The sequence below is a fragment of the Pseudomonas sp. XWY-1 genome (assembly GCF_002953115.1).
Lineage (GTDB): Bacteria > Pseudomonadota > Gammaproteobacteria > Pseudomonadales > Pseudomonadaceae > Aquipseudomonas > Aquipseudomonas alloputida.
Map to the genome: position 1 here is coordinate 3,113,127 of NZ_CP026332.1, position 23,160 is coordinate 3,136,286.

15 protein-coding genes are annotated in these 23,160 nt (G+C 64.1%); 14 read left to right on the forward strand and 1 reads right to left on the reverse strand.

Going from position 1 to position 23,160, the window contains the following annotated elements:
• Window positions 1-4: 4 nt before the first annotated feature.
• The 13 genes from tssE to PRJ_RS14485 all read left to right on the forward strand — a co-directional run bounded on the left by tssE (window position 5) and on the right by PRJ_RS14485 (window position 20,493).
• Window positions 5-487, forward strand: a complete 483-nt coding sequence (tssE, locus tag PRJ_RS14425; RefSeq protein ID WP_003248355.1) for a type VI secretion system baseplate subunit TssE — start codon at window positions 5-7, stop codon at window positions 485-487.
• Window positions 487-2,307 (forward strand): type VI secretion system baseplate subunit TssF, encoded by a 1,821-nt coding sequence (tssF, locus tag PRJ_RS14430; protein ID WP_104961767.1) that lies wholly within the window; start codon window positions 487-489, stop codon window positions 2,305-2,307. Before tssE ends, tssF begins: the two co-directional genes overlap by 1 nt.
• Window positions 2,271-3,341, forward strand: a complete 1,071-nt coding sequence (gene tssG / locus PRJ_RS14435; RefSeq protein ID WP_012052411.1) for a type VI secretion system baseplate subunit TssG — start codon at window positions 2,271-2,273, stop codon at window positions 3,339-3,341. Before tssF ends, tssG begins: the two co-directional genes overlap by 37 nt.
• Window positions 3,338-5,935: a type VI secretion system ATPase TssH gene (gene tssH / locus PRJ_RS14440; protein ID WP_104961768.1), complete on the forward strand. Its 2,598-nt coding sequence runs from the start codon at window positions 3,338-3,340 to the stop codon at window positions 5,933-5,935. Before tssG ends, tssH begins: the two co-directional genes overlap by 4 nt.
• A gap of 24 nt (window positions 5,936-5,959) precedes the next feature.
• The gene (tssJ, locus tag PRJ_RS14445) at window positions 5,960-6,682 is read left to right on the forward strand and encodes a type VI secretion system lipoprotein TssJ (RefSeq protein WP_014860349.1); all 723 of its coding nucleotides are present in this window, start codon (window positions 5,960-5,962) and stop codon (window positions 6,680-6,682) included.
• Window positions 6,679-8,022 carry a type VI secretion system baseplate subunit TssK gene (gene tssK, locus PRJ_RS14450; RefSeq protein ID WP_003248343.1) on the forward strand — a complete coding sequence of 448 codons (1,344 nt, stop codon included), beginning with the start codon at window positions 6,679-6,681 and terminating at the stop codon, window positions 8,020-8,022. Before tssJ ends, tssK begins: the two co-directional genes overlap by 4 nt.
• The gene (icmH, locus tag PRJ_RS14455; RefSeq protein WP_003248342.1) at window positions 8,019-8,735 is read left to right on the forward strand and encodes a type IVB secretion system protein IcmH/DotU; all 717 of its coding nucleotides are present in this window, start codon (window positions 8,019-8,021) and stop codon (window positions 8,733-8,735) included. The genes tssK and icmH overlap by 4 nt, the downstream gene beginning before the upstream one ends.
• A 30-nt stretch (window positions 8,736-8,765) precedes the next feature.
• Window positions 8,766-12,569, forward strand: a complete 3,804-nt coding sequence (locus tag PRJ_RS14460; RefSeq protein WP_104961769.1) for a type VI secretion protein IcmF/TssM N-terminal domain-containing protein — start codon at window positions 8,766-8,768, stop codon at window positions 12,567-12,569.
• Window positions 12,566-13,474 carry a type VI secretion system-associated protein TagF gene (gene tagF, locus PRJ_RS14465; protein WP_104961770.1) on the forward strand — a complete coding sequence of 303 codons (909 nt, stop codon included), beginning with the start codon at window positions 12,566-12,568 and terminating at the stop codon, window positions 13,472-13,474. The genes PRJ_RS14460 and tagF overlap by 4 nt, the downstream gene beginning before the upstream one ends.
• Entirely contained in the window at window positions 13,471-15,966 is a 2,496-nt protein-coding gene (tssM, locus tag PRJ_RS14470) for a type VI secretion system membrane subunit TssM (RefSeq protein ID WP_014860346.1), read from the forward strand. The genes tagF and tssM overlap by 4 nt, the downstream gene beginning before the upstream one ends.
• Window positions 15,967-16,109: 143 nt before the next feature.
• Entirely contained in the window at window positions 16,110-16,628 is a 519-nt protein-coding gene (locus PRJ_RS14475; protein ID WP_003248334.1) for a type VI secretion system tube protein Hcp, read from the forward strand.
• Window positions 16,629-16,723: 95 nt separating this feature from the next.
• Window positions 16,724-17,809 carry a type VI secretion system protein TssA gene (tssA, locus tag PRJ_RS14480; protein WP_012052418.1) on the forward strand — a complete coding sequence of 362 codons (1,086 nt, stop codon included), beginning with the start codon at window positions 16,724-16,726 and terminating at the stop codon, window positions 17,807-17,809.
• A gap of 167 nt (window positions 17,810-17,976) precedes the next feature.
• Window positions 17,977-20,493: an excinuclease ABC subunit UvrA gene (locus PRJ_RS14485; RefSeq protein ID WP_104961771.1), complete on the forward strand. Its 2,517-nt coding sequence runs from the start codon at window positions 17,977-17,979 to the stop codon at window positions 20,491-20,493.
• A gap of 45 nt (window positions 20,494-20,538) precedes the next feature.
• On the opposite strand, the gene PRJ_RS14490 is transcribed toward PRJ_RS14485, so the two are convergent.
• Window positions 20,539-21,414 (reverse strand): AEC family transporter, encoded by an 876-nt coding sequence (locus tag PRJ_RS14490; RefSeq protein WP_104961772.1) that lies wholly within the window; start codon window positions 21,412-21,414, stop codon window positions 20,539-20,541.
• A 426-nt stretch (window positions 21,415-21,840) separates the two neighbouring features.
• Here PRJ_RS14490 and PRJ_RS14495 point away from each other — a divergent pair, with 426 nt between their 5' ends.
• Complete coding sequence (locus PRJ_RS14495; protein ID WP_020190937.1) at window positions 21,841-23,139, forward strand: MFS transporter; 1,299 nt, start codon at window positions 21,841-21,843, stop codon at window positions 23,137-23,139.
• Window positions 23,140-23,160 lie beyond the last annotated feature (21 nt).

Genomic DNA, 23,160 nt, shown 5'->3' on the forward strand with positions numbered 1-23,160 from the left:
ACACATGAGTAACCAGGCCCGCCTGCTGCCCTCGCTGCTCGACCGACTGCTGGACGACCGTCCCTACCAGTCGGCCGAGCCCGCAGCGCAGCGCACCTGCTCGCTGGCCGAGTACAAGGCCAGCATCGTCCGCGACCTCGAAGTACTGGTGAACACCCGCCAGTCCCTGGTCGCCGAAGAGCTCGACGGCTTCAGCCAGCTCGGTGGTTCCATCCTTGAATACGGCATGCCGGACTTCATCAGCCGCAGCGTGCTCGACCCGCACGATCGTCGCCTGATCCAGCAACAGCTGGAGCGGGCGATCAGCACCGGAGACCGGCGCTTTCGCCGGGTCCGTGTTCAGCTGTTGGCCCAGCAGAACGGCCACCGCATGTTGACCTTCCGCGTGGACGCCGTATTGCGTCTGCAGGACATCAGCCGCCAGGTGTCATTCGACGCCGTGCTGCAGGTCAACACCCAGGAATACAAAGTGCAGAACCTCAACTGATGCTCGACGAACTGCTGCCCTACTACGAAAAGGAACTGTCGCACCTGCGCTTTCTCGGCCAGGAGTTTGCCGCGCAGTACCCGAAGATCGCTTCGCGGTTGCTGATCGAGGGCGACAACTGCGAAGACCCGCACACCGAGCGCCTGATCGAGGCGTTCTCGTTCCTGTCTGCGCGGGTGCACAAGAAGCTCGATGACGAGTTTCCGGAGATCGTCGAATCCTTCCTCGAGGTGCTGTACCCCCACTACCTGCGCCCTACTCCGTCGATGTCGATTGTCGAACTGAGCCTGGGCAGGCACGAGAAAGTCACCGAAGCCTACCGCGTGGCGCGCCATACCGAGATGCATGCCAACCCCGTGGAGGGCGTGGTGTGCAAGTTCCGCACCTGCTACCCGGTAGAGCTGTGGCCGATTGCCGTGCAGCAGGCCTCGTTCACGGAAATGGAACGTTCGGCCTTCAACGGGCACAGCGCCGACCTGGTCGCTCGTCTGCGCATCCGCCTGGCAGCCACCGGCGATGCCCTGTTCGGGCAGATGGACATGAACCGCCTGCGGTTCTTCCTCGACGGCGAAGCGACCCTGATGCTGCAGCTGTACGAGCTGTTGCTCAACAACCTGGCCAAGGCCACGCTGAGCTTCGACGACCAGGGCCGCAGCCGCGAAGTGGCGCTGCCGGCCGATGCCCTGAAAACCGTGGGCTATGCCCGTGACGAAGGCCTGGTGGACTACTCCGAACGCTCATTCCTGGGCTACCGCCTGCTGCACGAGTATTTCACCTTCCCCGACAAGTTCATGTTCTTCGACCTCAGTGGATTTGCCCGCATCCTGCAGGGCAAGGCCATCGAGCAGGTAGAGGTCAACTTCTATTTCTCCGACTACGACCTCAGCGAGCGCCTGGCGCGGCTGACCCAGAACATCGGGCGCAACAACTTCAAGCTCAACTGCACGCCGATCATCAACCTGTTCCGCCAGCAGGCCGAGCCGATCAAGCTGACCCACACCCAGCACGAATACCCGGTCACCCCTGATACACGGCTGCACAACGCTGCAGAAGTGGTCTCGATCGACCGGGTACGGCGGGTGCGCAAACTCGGCGGTATCGACCAGGTCGCCACCTGCCAGCCGTTTTTCGAACCCCGGGGTGAGCAAGACCCACACAGCAGCTTCTGGGTCGCGCGCCGGCGAAACCAGGGTGACGCCACTGCCATGAGCATCCGCGTGGTCGACCGCGATCTGGAATTGATCGACGCCAGCAGCGACACCCTCAGTATCGGCCTTACCTGCAGCAACCGCGACGTGCCGCTGATGCTGCCGTTCGGTGGGGAACGGGGCGATTTCACCATTCCCGCCAACTCGGTGATCAAGGATATCCGCTGCCTGCGCAAGCCCACCGCCACGGTGCGTGTGCCCTTGGGCAAGGGCCTGATCTGGCGGTTGATCGCCCACCTGTCGCTGAACCATCTGTCGCTGGTCAGCCAGGGCCGCGAAGTGCTGCTGGAGCTGTTGTCGCTGTACAACTACCGCAATGTCTCCGCCATTCGCAAACAGATCAACGGCATCAAGGCGATCAGCAGCGAACCGGTGGTCGCGCGCATTGGCCACCCGCGGCCAAATTTCGTGCGCGGCGTCGGCATCACCCTGACCCTGGACGAAAGCCAGTTCATCGGCAGCGGCGTGTTTCTGTTCGGCAGGGTGCTGGACCACTTCTTCGGCCAGTACTGCTCGATGAACAGCTTCACCCAACTGACCCTGCGCACCCAACAACGAGAAAAGAGAGTCGTCCAATGGCCAGCACGCACCGGCGATCAGCCCCTGGTCTGATCGATCAGGCCCGAGCCGAGCCGCACCGATTCGAATTCTTTCAATTGGTGCGCCTGCTCCGCCTGCACTACAGCCGCACCGGGCGCATGGACCTGGCAACCCGGCCGCACGAAGACCCGCTGCGTTTTCGTACCCAGCTGTCGCTGGCGTTCCCGGCCAGCGAGGTCAGCGACCTGCACTTCGAGCGCGAAGGCAAGGTGTCGCCGGCCGGATTGCCGCTGTCGGAAGTGCAGGTCACCTTCATGGGCCTGGTCGGGCCGTCAGGCGTGCTGCCACGCCCGTACACCGAGCTGCTGCTCGAGCGCCACGTGCAGTATCGCGACGATGCCGCCCATGCGTTTCTCGACATCTTTTCGCACCGCATGACCACGCTGTTCTACGAGGCCTGGCAAAAATACAAATTCCACATCGAGCACGAGCGCAATGGCACCTCAGGCTTCGATGGCTACCTGCTCAACCTGGTTGGCCTCGGGCCGCGCGCCCAGAAGCTGAAGTTCGAAGAGCAACCGTCAGCATTGCGTCGTGAGCTGTTCAGCTATTTTGCCGGCCTGCTCAGCCAGAAGCCGCGCAATGCGCTGAACCTTGAACGCATGCTCGGCTTCTATTTCTCGCTGCCGATCAAGGTCCAGCCGTTCGCCGGGCGCTGGCTGCACCTGCAGCCCGAACAATGCACCCAGCTCGGCCGCCGCAATGCCCAGCTCGGCCACAGCGCCGTCGCCGGCAACCGGGTCTGGGACTACCAGTCGTGCATCCGTATCGAGTTGGGCCCGCTGAACCTGGCCGACTACCAGCGCTTCCAGCCGGGCACCGCCTGCTACCGCAAGCTGGTCGAGCTGGTGCGCTTCTATATAGGTGCCGAACTGGATTTCGAAATTGCCCCACGCCTCAAGCGCGAGGCGGTGCCACGCGCCCAACTGGGCCGCAGCGGCAATGTCGCCCTGGGCTGGCTGGGTTGGCTCAAACGCCCTGGTCGTGACGCGGAGCCTTCGCGTTGCGCCGTCTTCCACATTCCTTACGATGGGGTCGCCTTGTGAACCTGAAGTCTCTGTTCGCCAAGCTCAACGAAACCAGCCGCACGGCCACCGAAAGCGCGGCGGCCCTGTGCCTGTCCGAGCACCATTACGACGTGGAAGTGGAGCACCTGCTGCTGCAGTTGCTCGACAACATCGACAGCGACCTGGCGCCGATCCTGCGCCACTACGAGGTCGTCGCCGAACGCCTGCAGGCGCAGCTGGTCACCGCCTTGGGCACCTTCAAGAAAGGCAATACCCGCACCCCGGCGCTGTCGCCACACATTACCCGCATGATCGAGCAAGCCTGGTTGCTGGCCTCGATCGAATACGGCGTAGGCCAGGTGCGCAGCGCCCACCTGCTGCAGGCCCTGCTTGACGATGCAGAACTGCGTCGCGTGGTGATCGCCTCAGCGCCGGAGCTGGAAAAAATCAACGCCGATGACCTGCGCCTGAACCTTGCCGCGCTGGTGGAGGGTAGCGCCGAGTCCAGGCAGGCCAGCCCGCTGGCCAGCCCAGCGGCGCCAGTGAGCACGTCGAGCAAGGCCAGCGGCAAGACCCCGGCGCTGGACCAGTACACGGTCAACCTTACCCAAAGTGCCCGCGAAGGCCGCATCGACCCGGTGCTGGGCCGTGAGTTCGAAGTACGGCAGATGGTCGACATCCTCACCCGCCGCCGGCAGAACAACCCGATCCTCACGGGCGAAGCCGGGGTCGGCAAAACCGCCGTGGTCGAAGGCCTGGCGCTGCGCATCGCCCAGGGTGACGTGCCGGCGGTGCTCAAGGACGTTGCCCTGCACACCCTCGACCTGGGCCTGTTGCAGGCCGGCGCCGGGGTCAAGGGCGAGTTCGAGAACCGCCTCAAGGCTGTGATCGAAGAGGTCAAGCGCAGCCTGCACCCGATCATCCTGTTCATTGACGAAGCCCACACCCTGATTGGCTCCGGCGGCCAGGCCGGGCAGAACGATGCCGCCAACCTGCTCAAGCCGGCCCTGGCCCGTGGCGAGTTGCGCACCATCGCTGCCACTACCTGGGCCGAATACAAGAAGTACTTCGAGAAGGACGCCGCCCTGGCCCGCCGCTTCCAGGTGGTCAAAGTGGAAGAGCCCGACGAAGACAAGGCCATTCACATGCTGCGCGGCCTGCTCGGCAAGATGCGCGAGCACCATAAGGTGGCGGTGATGGACGAAGCGCTGGTTCAGGCGGTACGCCTGTCCAACCGCTACATCACCGGCCGCCAGCTGCCCGACAAGGCGGTCAGCGTGCTCGACACGGCCTGCGCGCGCATTGCCCTGGCGCAATCTTCGCTGCCCGGCGCACTGGAAGACTGCCGTCGGCAGATCGACAACCTGCAGGCGGAAATCGGCGTGCTCGGCCACGAAGCCGGCAAGGGGCACGACCATGCCCGCCGCCTGGAAGCGCTGCAGGCTGCCCTGCAGGCCGAGCAGCAGCAGGAACAGCAGCTCAATGTTCAGTGGCAGCAGGAGCTGGAGCTGGTCGAACAGCTCAAGGCGCTGGACGCCGCCAACGATGCCGACGCCCAGCAGCTCAATACCCTGCGTGCCGAACTGGCGCGCGTGCAAGGCGACCAGCCACTGGTCCATGCGCTGGTCGACAGCGGCGCCATCGCCCAGGTTATCAGTGGCTGGACCGGCATCCCGCTGGGCAAGATGCTGCGTGACGAAATCGATACCGTGCAGCGCCTGCCGGCCCTGCTTGGTGAACGCGTGCTGGGCCAGGACCACGCCCTGCATGAGATCGGCAAGCGCATCAAGATTTCCCGAGCGCGCATGGAAGACCCGAACAAACCGATTGGCGTGTTCCTGCTGCTCGGCCCCAGCGGTGTCGGCAAGACCGAAACCGCCCTGGCCCTGGCCGACACCCTGTACGGCGGCGAGCGCAACCTGATCACCATCAACATGTCCGAGTACCAGGAGGCCCACACCGTGTCGAGCCTCAAGGGCTCGCCACCCGGCTACGTCGGCTACGGCGAAGGCGGCGTGCTGACCGAAGCGGTGCGCCGCAAGCCGTACAGCGTGGTCTTGCTCGACGAGGTGGAAAAAGCCCACCCCGACGTGCTGGAACTGTTCTTCCAGGTGTTCGACAAGGGCGTGCTGGACGATGGCGAAGGCCGCGAGATCAATTTCCGCAACACGGTGATCATCCTCACCTCCAACACCGGCACCGAGCGCATCATGCAGACCTGCCTGAACGCCACCGAGCTGCCGACGCCCGAGGCGATCGTCGAAGACCTGCGCGACCAGCTCAACCATGTGTTCAAGCCGGCCTTCCTCGGTCGCCTGAGCATCGTGCCGTTCTACCCGGTGCAGGACCAGATCCTCGAGCGCATCGTCGCCCTCAAGCTCGAACGCATCGCCAAGCGCTTCGCCCGCAACCACCAGGCCGAGCTCAGCTATGACCAGGCGCTGGTCAAGGCCATCGCCGCGCGCTGCACCGAGGTCGACAGCGGCGCACGCAACATCGACAACATCCTGTCCCAGACCCTGATGCCCGAACTCGCCCAGCGTGTGCTCGAGCGCATGGCCCAGGACGCGCCGATCCAGCACCTTGCGATCGAGCTGGGCAGCGATGGCGATTTCGCCTATCGCCTGGCCTGACCAGTACCCGGAGGTTTTGCCGTCATGCAACACAAGCACATCGTCCTCAAACGCCTGACCGCAGCCGCCTTGCTGGTGGCGCTGGCCGGCTGCGGGGTCACCGACCGTATCGGCAAGCGCATGGAAGACAGCTGGGCGGCCGACATGCTGGCCGACAGCGAAAAGGTCATCCTGACCTCCGACGGCGGCAACCAGCTCAACCCCGACGCCGAGGGCAAGCCGCTGTCGGTGGTGATGCGCGTGTATCAGCTGACCGACCTCGAGCGCTTCGCGGCTACCGATGCCGAGACCCTGTGGGACGCCCCGGAAAAAGCCTTGGGCAACACCCTGGTGGAAACCCGCGAGATCACCCTGCTGCCCGGCATTGGCCAGATCGACCAGTGGCCGCTGGCCAAGAACGCGCGCTACGTCGGCGTGGCGGCGTTCTTCCGCGATGAGCAGGACGCGCGCTGGAAAGTCGCCTTCGACGCCAACTCGCTGCGCAAGGACGGTATCTGGTTCTCCTCCGACGGCCTGCGGGTGCTGGTGGACAACACCGAAATCAGCGCCATGCGGGGCGTAGACGTACTGAACAAACCGCCGACCGCCGACCAGCTTGCCGCTGCGCAGAAGGCCAAGGATGCCGACGCGACCCTCACCGACAAGGTGCAGGACGCGGCCATCGACAAAGCCACCGACGCCGCCAGCCAGTCGGCCAGCAACGCCATGGATTCAACCTTCAACTCTTTAGTGGATAGCGTCAAATGAGCAAGCAGAGCCGGGTGATGTGGTCGGAAGGCATGTTCCTGCTGCCCCAGCACTTCCAGTATCAGGACGAATTCCATCAGCACCAGTTGGCTGAGGCGACCCTGCGCAGCACCCCTTTCCATTGGGGGGTTCAGGCGCTGCAGGTGGACGAGGACGCCCTGGCCAATGGTTCACTGCAGCTCAAGCGCCTGAAGCTGGTGTTCCCCGATGGCAGCCTCTACGACGCGCCGCAGCACGATCCGCTGCCGGCCGCGCGCGACCTCAAGGACCTGCTCAAGGCCAACGACCTGAAGGTGTATGCCGCGCTCAAGCTGCCCGAGCCATTCGGCCTCAACTACGTCGAGGATGGCCACGAACACAAGGCCGCACGGCGTTTCCGCAAGCAGTTCGACACCCTGCCCGACCTTAATGAAGGCGAGCTGGAAAACGAAATCACCAGCTTGCGCCTGAACGTCGTACTGCTGGTCGACGGTGACAGCCTCGACGGTTACAGCCACTGCCCACTGGCCAAGCTGACACGCAACAGCATGGGCGGTTTCAACGTTGACCCACATTTCGTCCACCCCACCTTGCACCTGGGCAGCCACGAGACCATTGCCGGCATCGGCAAGCGCCTGCTCGGCGCCCTGCAGGCCAAGAGCAAGGCGCTTTCCGGCCGACGCCGCGAGCGCGCCGACCAGATCGCCGAGTTCGGCTCCAGCGATGTGACCCTGTTCTGGCTGCTGAACACGGTCAACCGTGCCCACCCGCAGCTGGCGCATCTACTGGCCCACCCGCGCCTGCACCCGGAGCGCCTGTACCTGTTCCTGGCCGACCTTGCCGGCGGCCTGCTGACCTTCACCCTGGACACCCAGCTCAGCGACATCCCCGAGTACGACCACCACGACCCGGCCGCGTCGCTGGTCAAGCTCGACGAAATGATCCGGGTGATGCTCGACAACGTTGTGCCCAACCAGTGCATTGTCATCAACCTGACCCAGACCAAGCCATCGCACTGGCAAGGCCAACTGCACGACCCGCGCCTGGCCGAAGCCGACTTCTATATCGCCGTGCATGCCGACATGCCCGGCGCCAGCCTGCTGGAGCTGGTGCCCCGTGCCTTCAAGGTCGGTTCGCCGGAAGACATTGAAGTGGTGGTCAACAGCGCCATGCCGGGTGTCACCCTCAATCATGCCGCGCGGCTGCCGAACGCGATTCCGGTGCGCCTGGACAACCAGTACTTCGCCATCGAACCACACGGCACTGTGTATGAGCGAATGATCAGCGCCCAGGCCATCTGCTTCTATGCGCCCAGCGCCTTTACCAACCTCAAGCTTGAACTGATGGCGGTGCTCAAATGACCGAAGCCGTACTGCAACAGGGCGCCGTCCCGGCCGCCAGCGACAAACCGACGCTCAAGGACCTGGTCCAGGACTTCATCAGCATGGCGTTGATCGTACGTCGCGGCCGCCAGGTGACCTCGGTGCAGGCCTTCGAAGGTAGCGTCGAACGCTTCTTCGCCAACCTGGAACGTGATGCCCGTGCCGCCAACTATAGCGTCGAGCAGGTCAAGGACACCCAATACGCGTTGTGCGCCTTCCTCGACGAAAGCGTACTGCGCTCGGATGACAACGCGCTGCGTCGGCACTTTGAACTGCAGCCGTTGCAGTTCCGCTATTTCGGCGTGCATCTGGCCGGCGAAGGGTTCTTCGAGAAGGTCGATGGGCTGCGCGCCGACGTCAAGCAGAACATCGACGTGCTTGAGGTCTACCACCTGTGCCTGGCACTGGGCTTCGAGGGCAAGTTCAGCCTCGGCCAGAAAGACCAGCTGCGTTACCTGGCCAATACCCTGGGCCAGGATATTGCCCGCTACCGCAAGGCGCCCAAAGCCCTGTCACCGGACTGGGCACTGCCCGACCAGGTGTCGCAGATGCTGCGCCATGAAGTACCGCTGTGGGTGTATCTGGCGCTGATCGCGTTGGTCTGCGTCGCCGTGTACCTGACGCTGGACTGGTTGCTGGACAAGGACGTCGCCGCCCTGTCCGAACAAATCCGCCAGCTGTTCAGTGCCTGAGCACATACCAGGTAGCCGAGTCAGGAAGACATGAAAACATTACTGCGTCTGTTGAAAAGTTTCTGGGTGCTGCTGCCATTGCTGTGGCTGGCTAGCCTGTTGATTTGCTGGCTGGCCGCGCCGCTGGTGCCGTGGCTGCGTCATCACGTGCCTGAAGCGCTGGCAATCATCAGTGCCTGCTTCCTGCTGGTAATCGTGCTGCGCCAATACCAGCGCATTCGCGCCGAACACAACCTGGAGAACCTGCTGCAGATCGAGGTCGACCGCTCGTGGAATGCCACTGGCGAGTTCCGTGACCAGCAGGTGCTGCGTGAGCGCCTGAAGCACGCCATCGCCATGCTGCGCACCGACCGCTCCGCGGGTGGCGGCGGCAAGGCGGCCCTGTCCGACCTGCCCTGGTACCTGGTGGTCGGCATGTCGGCGGCCGGCAAGACCTCGCTGCTGACCCATTCCGGCCTGTCGGCCAGCATCGCTACGGCCAACGACAGTGAAAGCGGCACCCAGCACTGCGACTGGTACTTCAGCCCCGACGCCGTGATGATCGACACCGCCGGGCGCTACCTGCGCGACGACCAGTCGGCCAGCGAGTTCTCGGCCTTTCTGCGCATGCTGCGTAAGCAGCGCGGCAAAGCGGCGATCAATGGCCTGGTCCTGGTGGTCAGCCTGCCCGAGCTGCTGGCGGCCAACAGCGATGAGCGCAATGCCCTGGCGGCCCAGTTGGTGGCACGGGTGGAAGAATACGCCGAATGCCTCGATGCCAACCCGCCGGTTTACCTGATGCTGAGCAAGACCGACCAGTTGCCGGGTTTCAGCCAGGCTTTCGACGGCCTCGACCTGCACGAACGCCAGCAGCCGCTGGGCATGACCTTTGGCCTTTCGGAAATCCGCACCAACGGCCTGCACGCCGTGCTGCAGACGCGCCTGAAGAAGCTGCAGGCTCATATTCGCCAGCACGTCGACGCGCAAATGATCGCCCTCGGTGCCGAAGCCGACAGCACCCTGCTGAATTTCCCGCAGTACTTCGCCGCCCTCAGCGGTGTGCTCGAGCAATTCCTCGACCACTTCACCCGCGGCCATCGCGGCGGTGCCCCGCTGCTGCTACGTGGCCTGTACTTCACCAGTGCACTGCAGAACGGGCAGCAACTGGGGCAGGTCTATGAAGACGTCATCGCCGACGAATTCGCCCTGCAGGCCGCCTACGATGAACAGGCCGGGCACGTCGGCAAGGCCCTGGGCAACCGCAGCTACTTCATCACCGACACCTTCCGCCAGGTGATCTTCCCCGACCGCGACCTGATCCTTTACCAGTCGCGCCTGGGCCGCCAGGCTGCGTTCAGCCCGCTGCTACTGGGCCTGGCCGCCGCCACCGGGTTGCTGTTCATCGGTTGGCAAGCGCTGTCGTTCGCCAACAACCGCCAGTGGCTGGACAGCCTGCGCGGGCAGCTGGCGCACATCGAGCAGGCAGCAGACCGCGAGCAGCAGCTGGCCGCAGGCAAGGGCCTGGAAGTGCTGCGTGAACAGATGGCCAACGTCGAGGCCCATCGCTTGCAGGGAGTGCCCTTGCAGCTGGGTGGCGGCCTGTACCAGGGCGAGGCGATTCACCAGGTGACCCGCAGCGCCTACCTGGCGCAGCTGCGCAGCCAGGCGCTGGAACCGATCGCACGCAGCCTGCAAGTGCAGATGCGGGCGTTCAACACCTTCGCCAACGGTATCAACCAGGAGCTGGAATTCACCCCGGCCCCGCTGCCGAAGAAACGCAATGGCAAGCCGCTGGCCCCTGCCGTTGCAGCCAGGGCCAAGGCCGCGCTGGGCAACACCCGCGCTGGCGCCTATGCCGCCAAGGTCAACCTGGCCACTGCCAGCGATGGCGCCGAGCTGTCCGCCGCCACCGGTGGGCTGTCACTGTCCGAAGAAATGCTCGGGCGCCTGGACGAGCAGCAGGTGGCCTCGATCATCGAGGCCTACAACACCCTCAAGCTGTACCTGTTGCTGACCGAGCCCCAGGCCCATCCAGACCCGGCCTTCGTCGCTGCCAGCCTGCCCCAGGCCTGGGCCAGCGCCGCCGCCGAAGGCACCCCGGCCGACGCTGGCGTGATCGCGGAAAATGCCCCGCTGTACGTGCAGTTGCTGGAGCAGGGCCAAGCGCCGTCGTTGCCGCGCAACGAACAGCTGATCAACGAAACCCGGCAGAACCTCAAGTCGTTCATGATCTCCAGTTCGCTGGTCGATCGCGAATACCTGCGCCTGCAGCTCGAGTCGAGCCGGCAGTTCCCGGCGCTGAGCCTCAACGACCTGGTCCCGCAACCAGGCCGCGCGCTGCTGTACGGAACCGCGGGTGTGCCGGCGATCTACACCCGCCAGGGCTGGGACACCTTCGTCAAGCCCGAGCTGATCAAGCTGGTGTCGGGCAATCTGCGCAACGAGTCGGACTGGGTGCTGGACGGCGAAGGCGGCGATGCCATCGTGCAGAAGGCCAACTTCGTGCGCGAGTTCATGACCCGCTACAAGCGCGACTACACCCAGGCCTGGTACAAGATGGTCAGCAGCGTTGGCGTGCGCCACTTCGCCGACCTGGCCTCGGCGACCCGGGAACTGGGGCTGTTGAGCGACGTGCAGAACTCGCCAGTGAAGAACCTGCTGCAGGCGGTCAACGACAATACCCAGTGGGACCTGCCGGTCAAGCAGGCCATCCCGGCCCCAGGCACCAGCCGCGATGACGGTTTCTGGAGCAAGGTCACCGGTCTGTTCGACGCCAACGACACCCTGCCTGCCAACGTCGCCCCGGCCCTGCCGGCGGTGGACGACGGTAGCCTGGCCAAGCGCTTCGAGCCGGTGGCGCGGGTGTTCGCCGAAAACAACGCCGAAGGCGCCGACAGCACCATCATGGACCGCTACCTGGCCGCCTTGCGCAAACTCAAGGTGCGCATGAACAACATCCAGCGCTCGCAGGATGTGGGCAAGAGCAGCAAACAGTTGATCAGCGAGACCCTGGAAGGCCAGCCGAGCGAGATCACCACCGTGCGCAACTACGTGGAAAGCAGCGTCGACACCAGCCAGGATGGCCTGTCGCGCTCGCTGCAGGGGCTGTTCAGCCTGCCCATCCAGTATGCCTGGGCGACCCTGCGCGACCCGGCCGGCGAGCAGATCGCCAAGGCCTGGGCGCAGCAGATCGCCAAGCCCTGGGAGCAGGTCATGGCACACCGTTACCCGATTGCCGGCAGCAGCCGCAACGAGGCTTCGGTGAAAGACCTGCAACGCTTCGTGGATCCGGACAGCGGCCTGCTGCCGGCCTTCAAGCGCAACGAAATCGGCAACCTGGCCGGTGGTGAAGGTCTGGGCGTGGGCGATGGCAAGGGGCCGGCGCTGGTCAACCCTGGCATGCTCAACAGCATCGACAAGGCCAGCTCCGTGGGCCAGGTGATCGCCAGCCTGTCGGACCGTGACAACGGCTTCGAAATCATGCTGGAACCTTCGGCCAACTTCACCGACATCGTCTTCACCCTCGATGGCCAGGAGCAGCACTACCGCAACGGCCGCAGCAGCTGGAACCGCTTCGCCTGGCCGGGCACCAGCACCGCGCCGGGCGCGCGCCTGGACGTCGTCACCCTGAGCGGCACACGGGTCACCGTGTTCGACTTCCCTGGGCGGTGGGGCCTGCTGCGCATGAACGAGAGCGCTCGGGTCGACGACCTGGACGGCATTCAGCAACGCTTCAGCTGGAACACCGCCAGCGGCCGCGTAAGCCTTGTCGTGCGCAACTTCGGTGGGGTCAAGCTGACCGATCTGGGTGACGTCAAGGCCCTGAGCGCCCTCAACAGCAGGGGCGCGCAATGATCGGTTGCTTCGGCAAGCTGCCGTCGAGCGCAGATTTCGTCAGCCTGCATGGGGCGGCGGAAGAAGTCTGCGAGTTCGACGCCTGGTTGCAGTCATCACTGGCAGCCATGCGCTACCGCGATGACTGGCAGGCGTTGTTCGACGCGCTGCCGATGTGTTTTTTCACCTACCGCGCACGCAACGGCAACTGGCTACTGGGTGGCCTGCTCAGCTCGCGCGATGCCAGCCAGCGGCGCTACCCGTTCTTCATCTTCCAGCTGCTCAAGGGCGATGACAGTACTGGGCTGGTCAACCCGTTCACGCTTGGCGAGCTGTTCAGCGCGCAGATCAAGCCGATGCTGCACCAGGCCGTGCAAGGCGCCGACTGCATCCGCCTGTTCGAACGGATCAAGGCCTTGCGCCCGCTGCAGGGCCAGGACCTGGACCTGTTCCGCCGGGTGCACGCCAAGTTCCTGCATGATTTCAGCTTCGCGGATGTGGCCCGTGCCCTTCATGGATCCTGGCCAGGTTTCGACAGTGCCACCGCCCTCGCCCACCTCAAGCTCGGCAGTGCCTCGCTGCAGGGCGACTTTGCAGGCGGCATCGAATTGCCGTTGCCGGCCGAACGTGGCCTTAAAAACCCCACTGCCGACCTGTGGCTGACCTGGCTGGCCCGCATGAGCGAACACCGAGCGCTGCCGGCAGTGAGCCTGTTGGCCGACGATTTCATGCACCCGCAGCTGTACTGCTTCCCGGCGCGCCACGCCAGCTGTGCCTACCGCCTGCTCAGTGGCTGTGCCGACCCGCGCCAGCACCTGGAGTTGCTCAGCCCGCTGACAACGGTGCCACGGCTGCACGATTACGACCGCCCCCTTGAACATGTCATCGACCAGTTCGTCGATGCACTGGATGCGACGCCTGTATGAACAAGCTCAAGTACTACTGCCTGCGCTACCAACCCTACCTGCTGGGCGTGGCGTTCTTCCTGGCGATTTTCCTGGTCTGGGCCATCGGCCGAGCCTTCGGCTTCGCCTCGCTGCACAGCCTGCTGGCCGGGATCGGCGTGTTTCTGCTGCTGTCGGCGGGCTATGTACTGCTGCTGTACCGCGGAGTGGGTCAGCACCACAACCTTGAAGGCCTGCTGCGCGACGACGCCGACCAGGCTGTACTCAGTGCAGCCCCGGCCGACCGGGAAGAAGTCAGCCTGTTGCGCGAGCGCCTGCTGCAGGGCATCGAGCGCCTGCACAGCAACAAGCCGCGCGGTACCTCGAACAAGGATGCACTGTATGCCCTGCCCTGGTACCTGGTCATTGGTCAGCCTGCCGCCGGCAAGAGCACGATGATCCTGCAGTCGGGCCTGAACTTCCCTTATGCCGAGCGCGAAGGCGTGCGGGTCGCGGGCCTGGGCGGCACGCGCAACTGCGACTGGTTCTTCAGTTCTGAAGCGGTACTGCTGGACACTGCCGGGCGCTACATGAACAGCCCCGAGGAAGCCGGCAAGTGGCGCGGCTTTTTGCAACTGCTGCGCCAGCATCGCCAGCGCCGCCCCCTTAACGGCTTGATCGTCAGCGTCAGCATCGCCGATATCCTGCATGGCTCGGTCGAAGACCAGGAGCGCGTGGCCAAGCGCCTGCGCGAACGCATTCAGGAAAGCTGCGCGCTGCTGGAAGTGCGTCTGCCAATCTACCTGGTTTTCACCAAGTGCGACCTGATCCCTGGTTTCACCGCGTTCTATCGCCAACTGGACGACGCGGCTCGTGGTGAAGTGATGGGTAAAACCTTCTCTCACAAGGGTTACGAGCAAGCCGACTGGGGCCAGCGCTTCAGCAATGCGATGGACGAGCTGACCCGTTACTGGGGGCAGATGGCGAGCCAGCAGCTGGTGCAGCAGGATATCCAAGTCACTCGGCAGAACAACGCTGCCTACCGCTTCCCGCTGGAGCTGGCCGCGCTCAAGCCGCGCCTGCATCAGTTCGTCGACAGCCTGCTGCGTGCCAACCCTTACCAGAATGCCGAAATGCTGCGCGGTTTCTATTTCACCGCGGCGCTGCAGGCCGACGAGGCTCAATGGGGCTGCCACGGCCAGCATGTGGCCGAACGCTTCGCGCTCGAACACGCAGAAGGAACGGGCACTGCCGGCAGCCAGCCGGCGCCGCTGTTCATCAACAGCCTGTTCCGCAAAGTGATCATTCCCGACCAGCATTTGGTGGCGCTGTACACCAGCAACCACCGTGAACGCCGGCGCAAGGCCGGGTGGGTGGGCGCTGCCGGCCTGGCGGCACTGGTGCTGTGCAGCCTGTGGGGCTGGTCGTACCTGAACAACCGCGCCACCCTGGCCAGCATTGCCGGCGAACTGGCCCAGGCCAAGGCCGACGACCAGGCGGCCAGCGGCCAGTACACCGCCTGGCGAAGCCTAGACCGCCTGCGCTTCTGGGCTGCTCACTACCATGAGCAACACCACGCAAAGGGCGTGCCCCTCGGTATGCGCCTGGGCCTGTACCAGGGCCATGAGGTCGAGCCGCTGCTGCGCGACCGCTACTTCGCCACGTTGCAGAATGTGATGCTAAAGCCCACGGCCGATAATCTGACCCGTACCCTGTACCTGCTGACCACGCTCAAGGTCTACCAGCGCAACACCCGTGAGCTGCAGCCAGTGAGCGGTATTGACAGCGTGGAGGCCGAGGCGCTGCCCCATGACAACCGGGCCCAGTCGATCGCCAATTTCGGAAAGGCGGCGCTGGACACTTATGTGATGCTTTCTCCGGGCCAGCGCGAGCATGCCGACCCGGCGTTTCTCAAGGCGCACCTGCCGGACTACTGGTACCCGGCCATCGCCCGCCATACCGGTAAGAGCATGGCCGCCGCTGGCAGCGAGGCCGGTGGCAACCAGGACTACCTGTACGCCAGCCGCCAGATCACGTTCTACAGCGACCAGATTCGAGAGCCAGATGTACCGCGCATCCTCGACAACGCCTTCCTGATGTCCAGTTCGCGCAACTACATCGATAGCCTGCGGGCCCAGTCACTGCGTGCCATCGAGACCATCACGCTGGAGTCCGACACCCTGTTCGCCTTCGGCCGCGCCGACTTCCAGAGCCTGAAAAACGAAGGCCAGCATCAGCTGAGCGCAATTGCCAGCAAGCTGCTGAACACCCCGAATATCGGCAAGATCATCATCTCGGGGCACGCCGACCAACTGGGTGACAGCCAGGGCAACCTGCAGGTTTCGAAACAACGGGCACAAACCATCCGCACCTATCTGGTTGGCAAGGGCGTACCTGCCGAGCTGGTGGTCGCGCAGGGTGAAGGCAGCCGCAAGCCATTGGTCAACTGCGACATGCAACAACCGCGAACGCAGTTGATCAAGTGCCTGGAGCCCAACCGCCGGGTGGAAATCGAAGTGCGTGGGCTTAACTGAGCCACGCCGCAAAAACCGGTCGCCGGGGCCTCACAGGATGAGGCCCGGGCGGCGGCAAGCTACCTCTGCCGGCGCGCCCGGCGAGGTCAAAACCAAGGGGCGCATGAGCAACCCTTTACATGTTGTTAATGGAGAGTTTCACAATGGCATTTGACGCGTATATCCAAATCGACGGCATCCCAGGCGAAGTTCTGGATGAAAAACACAAGGACTGGATCGAAGTGCTGGGCTACGAGTACGGCGCCACCCAGGCTACGTCGGCAACCGCCAGCTCCTCGGGCGGTGCGTCCTCCGAGCGCGTTGCCCTGAGCGACTTCAAGATCCGCAAGGCAGTCGACAAGGCATCGGCCAAACTGTTCGAACACTGCTGTACCGGCAAGCACATCGCCAAACTGAAGCTGAACGTGAACCGCGCCGGTGGTGACAAGGTCACCTACCTGACCATCGACATGGAAGAAGTGGTGGTCTCTTCGGTCAGGTTTGTCGCCGGTGGCAACCAGAGTGGTGAAGACAAGGCGGTCAGCGACCTGCCAGTTGAAGAAATCAGCTTCAACTTTGCCCGCATCAAAACCACCTACACCCAGCAGAACCGCACCGACGGCCAGGCCGGCGGCAACATCGTGGGTGGCTGGGACCGCACCGCGAACAAAGTGTTTGCCTAAGCACGTACCGAACCATGGGCCGCTTCGGCGGCCTGTGTTCTGCAGCGCGCCGGGTTTTCCGGCGCGCTGTTCACTAGCCATGTCCAGAGTGTTCTATGCCTGAAATTCTCAATGACCTCTCGCTGGCCACACTGGTCGCCCCTATCGAGGGTGGCAGTGGCGAAGACTTGAGCTTCTCTGCCTTGTTCGACCAGATCAAGGAGGCACGCCGGGCGGACCCAGACTACCTGACCCAGGGCGACTGGCAAACCGACTTGAAGACTGCCGACTGGGAGCAGGTGATCAACCTGTCGGCTCAAGGGCTTGCGCAGCAAAGCAAAGACCTGATGCTGGTGGCCTGGCTCTGCGAGGGGCTGGCCCAGCGTGAACACTTCGAAGGCATCACCTTTGGCCTCGAGCTGACCGAACAGCTCCTGGTTGCGTTCTGGGAAACGCTGTACCCCACCCTCGAAGACGGCCTGGACGAGCGCGCGGCGCGACTGTCCTGGTTGAAGACCACGCTCACCGACATTGCCGGTGGCTTGCCCATTATCCAGGGGCAGCATTTTGGCGTGTTGCGCTATGACGAATCACGCCATGTAGAAAACCTCGCCTTGCAAAACCCCAAGGCGATGCAGACAGCACTGAACGAAGGCAAGATCAACGCCGAGATCTTCCAGCGTTCGGTAGCGCTTACCGACACCGACTACCTGCGCGCCAAGGCCCAGCAGATCGCTACCAGCCTGAATGCATGCAAACGCCTGCAGGCCAGCGCCGACCGCCTGTTCGGCCACGAGGCGCCCAGCTTTGCCAGCCTTGCCGACATGCTTTCGCGTGCCAGCCAACTGGCGGAAAAACTGCTCAAGGACCGCGGCGTCGAGCTACACCCCGCCATCCCGGAAGAAGCACAGCCACAGGCCACGGGTGCCAACCTCCACGAAGCAGGTGAAGCGATGAATGCCACGCCCCCGACGACCGCGCCTGCAGCCCTGCGCACCACCCCGCTGACCCGCGACGAGGCATTCACCATGCTTGCGGGCATCGCCCAGTACTTCAAACAGAGCGAACCGCAAAGCCCGGTACCCTACCTGATCGAACGTGCGATCAAGTGGGGCAACATGCCGTTGGAAGGCTGGTTGAGTGACGTGATCAAGGACAACAATGTGGTGGACAACATCCGCGATGTGCTGGGTACCCGCTAGGGTCTGCAATAAAAGCCTTGAGACGAACGTCAGGTAAGGCGAAGACAGCCGGCGCCCTGCCACCCCACCGGCTCCATCGGGTAGATTCCTTGACTGCTGCCCACGCAAGGGCGCTGCAATTGCTGTTAACTTGAGCGCACTGCTCAGCTTCAGACAAGGACTGATTCATGCCTCCAAGCCCGACCACCCCAAGCGGTTTCATCCGCGTTCGTGGCGCCCGCGAGCACAACCTGAAGAACATCGATGTCGATATTCCCCGCGATGCCTTGGTGGTGTTCACCGGCGTGTCCGGCTCGGGCAAGTCCTCGTTGGCGTTCTCCACGCTGTATGCCGAAGCCCAGCGGCGTTATTTCGAATCGGTGGCGCCCTATGCCCGGCGCCTGATCGACCAGGTTGGCGTGCCGGATGTCGATGCCATCGACGGGCTGCCGCCGGCGGTGGCCCTGCAGCAACAACGCGGCACGCCGAGTGCACGTTCCTCGGTGGGTAGCGTGACCACCTTGTCCAGTTCGATCCGCATGCTCTATTCACGCGCAGGCCACTATCCGGCCGGGCAAGCGATGCTGTACGCCGAAGACTTTTCTCCGAACACGCCCCAGGGCGCTTGCCCGCAGTGCCATGGCCTGGGCCGTGTCTACGAGGTGACCGAAGCGACCATGGTTCCCGACCCGTCGCTGACCATTCGTGAGCGTGCGGTGGCGGCGTGGCCAATGGCGTGGCAAGGGCAAAACCTGCGCGACATTCTGGTCACGCTGGGCTATGACGTCGATATCCCTTGGCGCGACCTGCCTCAGGCGCAGCGCGACTGGATCCTGTTCACTGAAGAGACGCCCACCGCCCCCGTGTATGCCGGCCTGACCCCGGCGCAGACCCGCGAAGCGCTCAAGCGCAAGCTGGAGCCCAGCTATCAAGGCACGTTCATGGGTGCCCGCCGTTACGTGCTGCATACCTTCATGCACTCGCAGAGCGCGCAGATGCGCAAGCGTGTGGCCCAGTACATGCGCCCCAGCCCCTGCCCGCTGTGCCAGGGCAAACGCCTGAAGCGCGAAGCGCTGAGCGTGACCTTCGCCGGGCTGGACATCGCCGAACTGTCGCACCTGTCGTTGCAGGCGCTGGCCGAAGTGTTCCGCAAGGTGGCGGCAGCCGACTACCTGACCCGGCAGCAGGACGAGCTGACACTGGAAAAACGCCTGGCGGCCCAACGCATCGCCAACGAGCTGCTCGAACGCATTGATACGCTGCTTGACCTCGGCCTCGGTTACCTGGCACTGGAGCGCAGCACCCCGACCTTGTCTTCTGGTGAACTGCAACGCCTGCGCCTGGCCACGCAGCTGAATTCGCAGCTGTTCGGGGTGGTCTACGTACTCGACGAGCCGTCGGCCGGCTTGCACCCGGCCGACAGTGAAGCGCTGTTCGAAGCCCTGCAGCGCCTGAAACAGTCTGGCAACTCGGTGTATGTGGTGGAGCACGACCTGGACACCATGCGCCGCGCCGACTGGCTGGTGGATGTAGGGCCAGCTGCCGGCGAGCACGGCGGCACAATCCTCTACAGCGGGCCGCCTGCCGGCCTGGTCGAGGTGCAACAGTCATGCACCCGCACCTACCTGTTCAATGCCCCGGTACAGGCCGCACGCGCCCCCCGCCAGGCCCGCGACTGGCTGAAGCTTGAAGGCATCACGCGCAATAACCTCGATAACCTGAGCGCTGCATTTCCGCTGGGCTGCTTTACCGCCGTTACCGGTATTTCCGGCTCGGGCAAATCCAGCCTGGTCAGCCAGGCCCTGCTGGAATTGGTGGGGGCACACCTGGGCCATGCCGAGCAACGTAGCGAGCCCGAAGCGCAAAGCCTGGAAGACGAACCCGAACAGACCAGCAGCGGCCACGTAAGCGCCGGGCTTGGCAGCATCAAGCGGCTGGTGCAAGTTGACCAGAAGCCGATCGGCCGCACGCCGCGCTCCAACCTGGCCACCTACACAGGCCTGTTCGACCACGTGCGCAAACTCTTCGCGGCGACCGAGCAGGCCAAGGCACAGGGCTTCGACGCCGGGCGCTTTTCCTTCAACGTTGCCAAGGGCCGGTGCGCCAACTGCGAGGGAGAGGGTTTCGTCAGCGTCGAATTGCTGTTCATGCCCAGCGTGTATGCGCCCTGCCCGACCTGCCAGGGTGCCCGCTACAACCCCGAAACCCTGGCGGTGAGCTGGCAAGGCATGAACATCGCGCAAGTGCTGCAGTTGACCGTCGACCAGGCCCTGCAGGTTTTTGCCGAGCAACCGCCTGCCCGCCGTTGTCTGCAAGTGCTGCAGGATATCGGCCTGGGCTACTTGCGTCTGGGCCAGCCGGCCACCGAGCTGTCCGGTGGTGAAGCGCAGCGGATCAAGCTGGCGACCGAACTGCAGCGCATGGCCCGCGGGGTGACCCTGTATGTGCTGGATGAGCCCACCAACGGCTTGCACCCGCAGGACATCGACCGGCTGCTGGTACAGCTGAACCGCCTGGTAGAAAGCGGGCATAGCGTGGTGGTGGTCGAACACGACATGCGAGTGGTGGCGCAGAGCGACTGGGTGATCGATATCGGGCCGGGTGCTGGCGATGCCGGGGGCAAGGTGGTGGTCAGCGGCACGCCGCAGGTGGTGGCGGCATCTACCGACAGCCGCACGGCGGCGTTTTTGGCCAAGGCCTTGTGACCCCTGCGCATTGACTCAACGGAAATTTCTGTCGTTGCCTATAGCTTACATCCACCAAGCCAGCACCACCGGCAACCAGGCAAACGACAGCACCGTAGAACACATCACCAGGTTCGCCACCTGCTCTGGCTCGCGGTTGGCCCGCACCGCCATCAGGTAGTTGAACACGGCTACCGGCATCGCCGACTGCACCATCAGCACCGCACGCTCCAGGCTGTCCATACCCAGTACCGCGCCCACTGCCCAGCCCACCGCAGCCCCCAGGCCAATGCGCAAGCCGCCCAGCAGCATGCCGCTGCCCACGTGACGCAGGCGAATGCTGGCCAGTGACACCCCCAGGGTCAGCAGCATGAGTGGAATGGTCATGCCGCCCAGCAGGTCTGCGGTGTTGGCCAGCCAACGCGGCAGTTCGAAATCGAGAAAAATGATGGGCATGGCGCCGGCCAGGCTGATGACGATAGGGTTGCGCAACAGCGCCTTGAGCGAAGCCGCCGTGCCGGAGATGGCCATGCCGATGGTGAACTGCACGATCGACAGGGTCAGGAAGAATGCCACGGCCAGGGCCAGGCCATGCTCACCGAAGGCATACAGACTGATCGGCAGGCCCATGTTGCCGGTGTTAGGGAACATGAACGCCGCCAGCAGTACCCGCCAGTGCATGCCCGACGCGCGACACACGAGCAAAGCGGCCAGGGCCATACCCAGGGTGCACAGCAAGCAGGCCACGGCCATGCTGGTAAAGGCATTCGGGTCCAGCTCGGTACGGCTGAGGGTGGACAGTACCAGCGAAGGTGTGCCGACGGTCATTACCACCCGGGCGATGAAGTCAGTGGGGTAATCCAGGCCCTTGCGGGCCCAGGCAAAACCAATTCCGGCGACGATGAAAACCGGGGCCAGGACTGCGAACAGCGACGCGAACATGGGGGCCTTCCTTGGTGGGGTTCAGCATTATGCAGCACTCAGTGAGATTACCGGGCCGATTTCAACGCACGCAGGAGCCGCCATCGAAAATGTCTGTGGAAGACATGTTCATGTCGCGCTGAGACTGCGGCGTCTCGTCGCACACCCGAGCCCCTTGGGCAAAAGCGTCCAAGCCCGTAGAATCCCGCTTCCTTTTCGCCCGTCGCCTTGAACGGTGGCAACCAGCAGCAATGACAGAGTCAGCGCCTGAACACATGAACGCACATGTGAAGTAGGCTCAACCCTCCCCGCCCGGCCCATCTCCCATAGCGCCCAGCGGTTGAGTCTTGCCCAGGTCGCATCCGTGTCGCCACTCGCCCCTTGCCGGGTCGAGCCGGTGTGCGCGCCGAGAAGGTGCTCATTCCGCTCATCCAACTAGAGGTACGTATGTCTCCGCGTTTGCTGGCCATGGCGCTGGCGCCCCTGCTCGGGCTGTTCATCATTGCCCTGGGCAACGGCTTCATGTCTTCCCTGACCACCCTGCGCCTGGGCGCCGCCGGTGAGTCTGCAACTACCATTGGTATCGTCTCGTCGACTTACTTCATCGGCCTGACCCTCGGCGCCATCTTCAACGACCGGCTGATCCTGCGCATCGGCCACATTCGCGCCTATACCAGCTTCGCCTCGCTGATCGCCGTGACCATCCTGCTGCAAGGGTTGTTCTACGAGGTCACCTGGTGGTCGGTGCTACGCCTGATCAACGGCTGGGCCGCGGTGGGCGTGTTCCTGGTGATCGAAAGCTGGCTGCTGCTGGCCGGCGACGCGAAAATCCGCGGCCGCCTGCTGGCGCTGTACATGATCGCCTTCTACGGCGCCGGGGTGATCGCCCAGGCCGGTCTTGGCGAAATCACCCAGCTAGGCGATACCGCCCCGTTCATGCTGGCCGGCGTGCTGGCCGCACTGTCGGTGTTGCCGATCGTGATCCTGCCGCGGGTGTCGCCGCTGCTGGACCAGGTCGAACCCCTCAAGCCCCGCCAGTTGCTGGGCGTGGCACCGTCGGGCCTGGTCGGCTGCTTCGGCTCGGGTGTAGCGATTGCCGGCATCTATGCGCTGCTGCCACTGTACTTGCAGCGCATCGGCCTGGAGGTGGGTGAGGTCGGCAACATGATGGCCTGGGTGATCCTTGGCGCGATGCTGCTGCAATACCCGGTCGGGCGCTGGTCCGACCGCAAGGACCGCCTCGATGTGCTGCTCGCGCTGGCCGCGTTGTGCGTTGTCCTGTCGCTTGTAACGGTGTTCCTGCCATCGGACTCGTTCCTGCTGCCGGCCATGCTGTTCCTGCTGGGTGGTGGCGTGTTCACCCTGTACCCGGTGGCGGTCAGCCATGCGGCCGACCGCGCGCCGTCCGATGCGCTGGTGCCGATGATCCAGGGCCTGCTGCTGATCAACTCGCTGGGCTCGGCCATGGCACCGGTGGCCATTTCGCCGATGATGACCGAGTTTGGCGAGGCTGGGCTGTTCTGGGCGTTTGCCGTGGTCAACCTGGCCATGGTGTGCTTCTTCATGTGGCGCCGCGGCAAGCGCCCGGCGGCAGAGCACCCGGCGCCGTTCACCGCTTCTACCACCTTCTCGCCAACCGGTGCCGAGTTGCGGGTGACCGAAGACCTGATGCATGCGGCGCAGGAGCATCCGCCGCTGGAGCCGGTCGAAACCCCGGCAACCGCACAGCGCTCGGAATCCTGTTGATTGCCACTCGTCGCCCAGAAG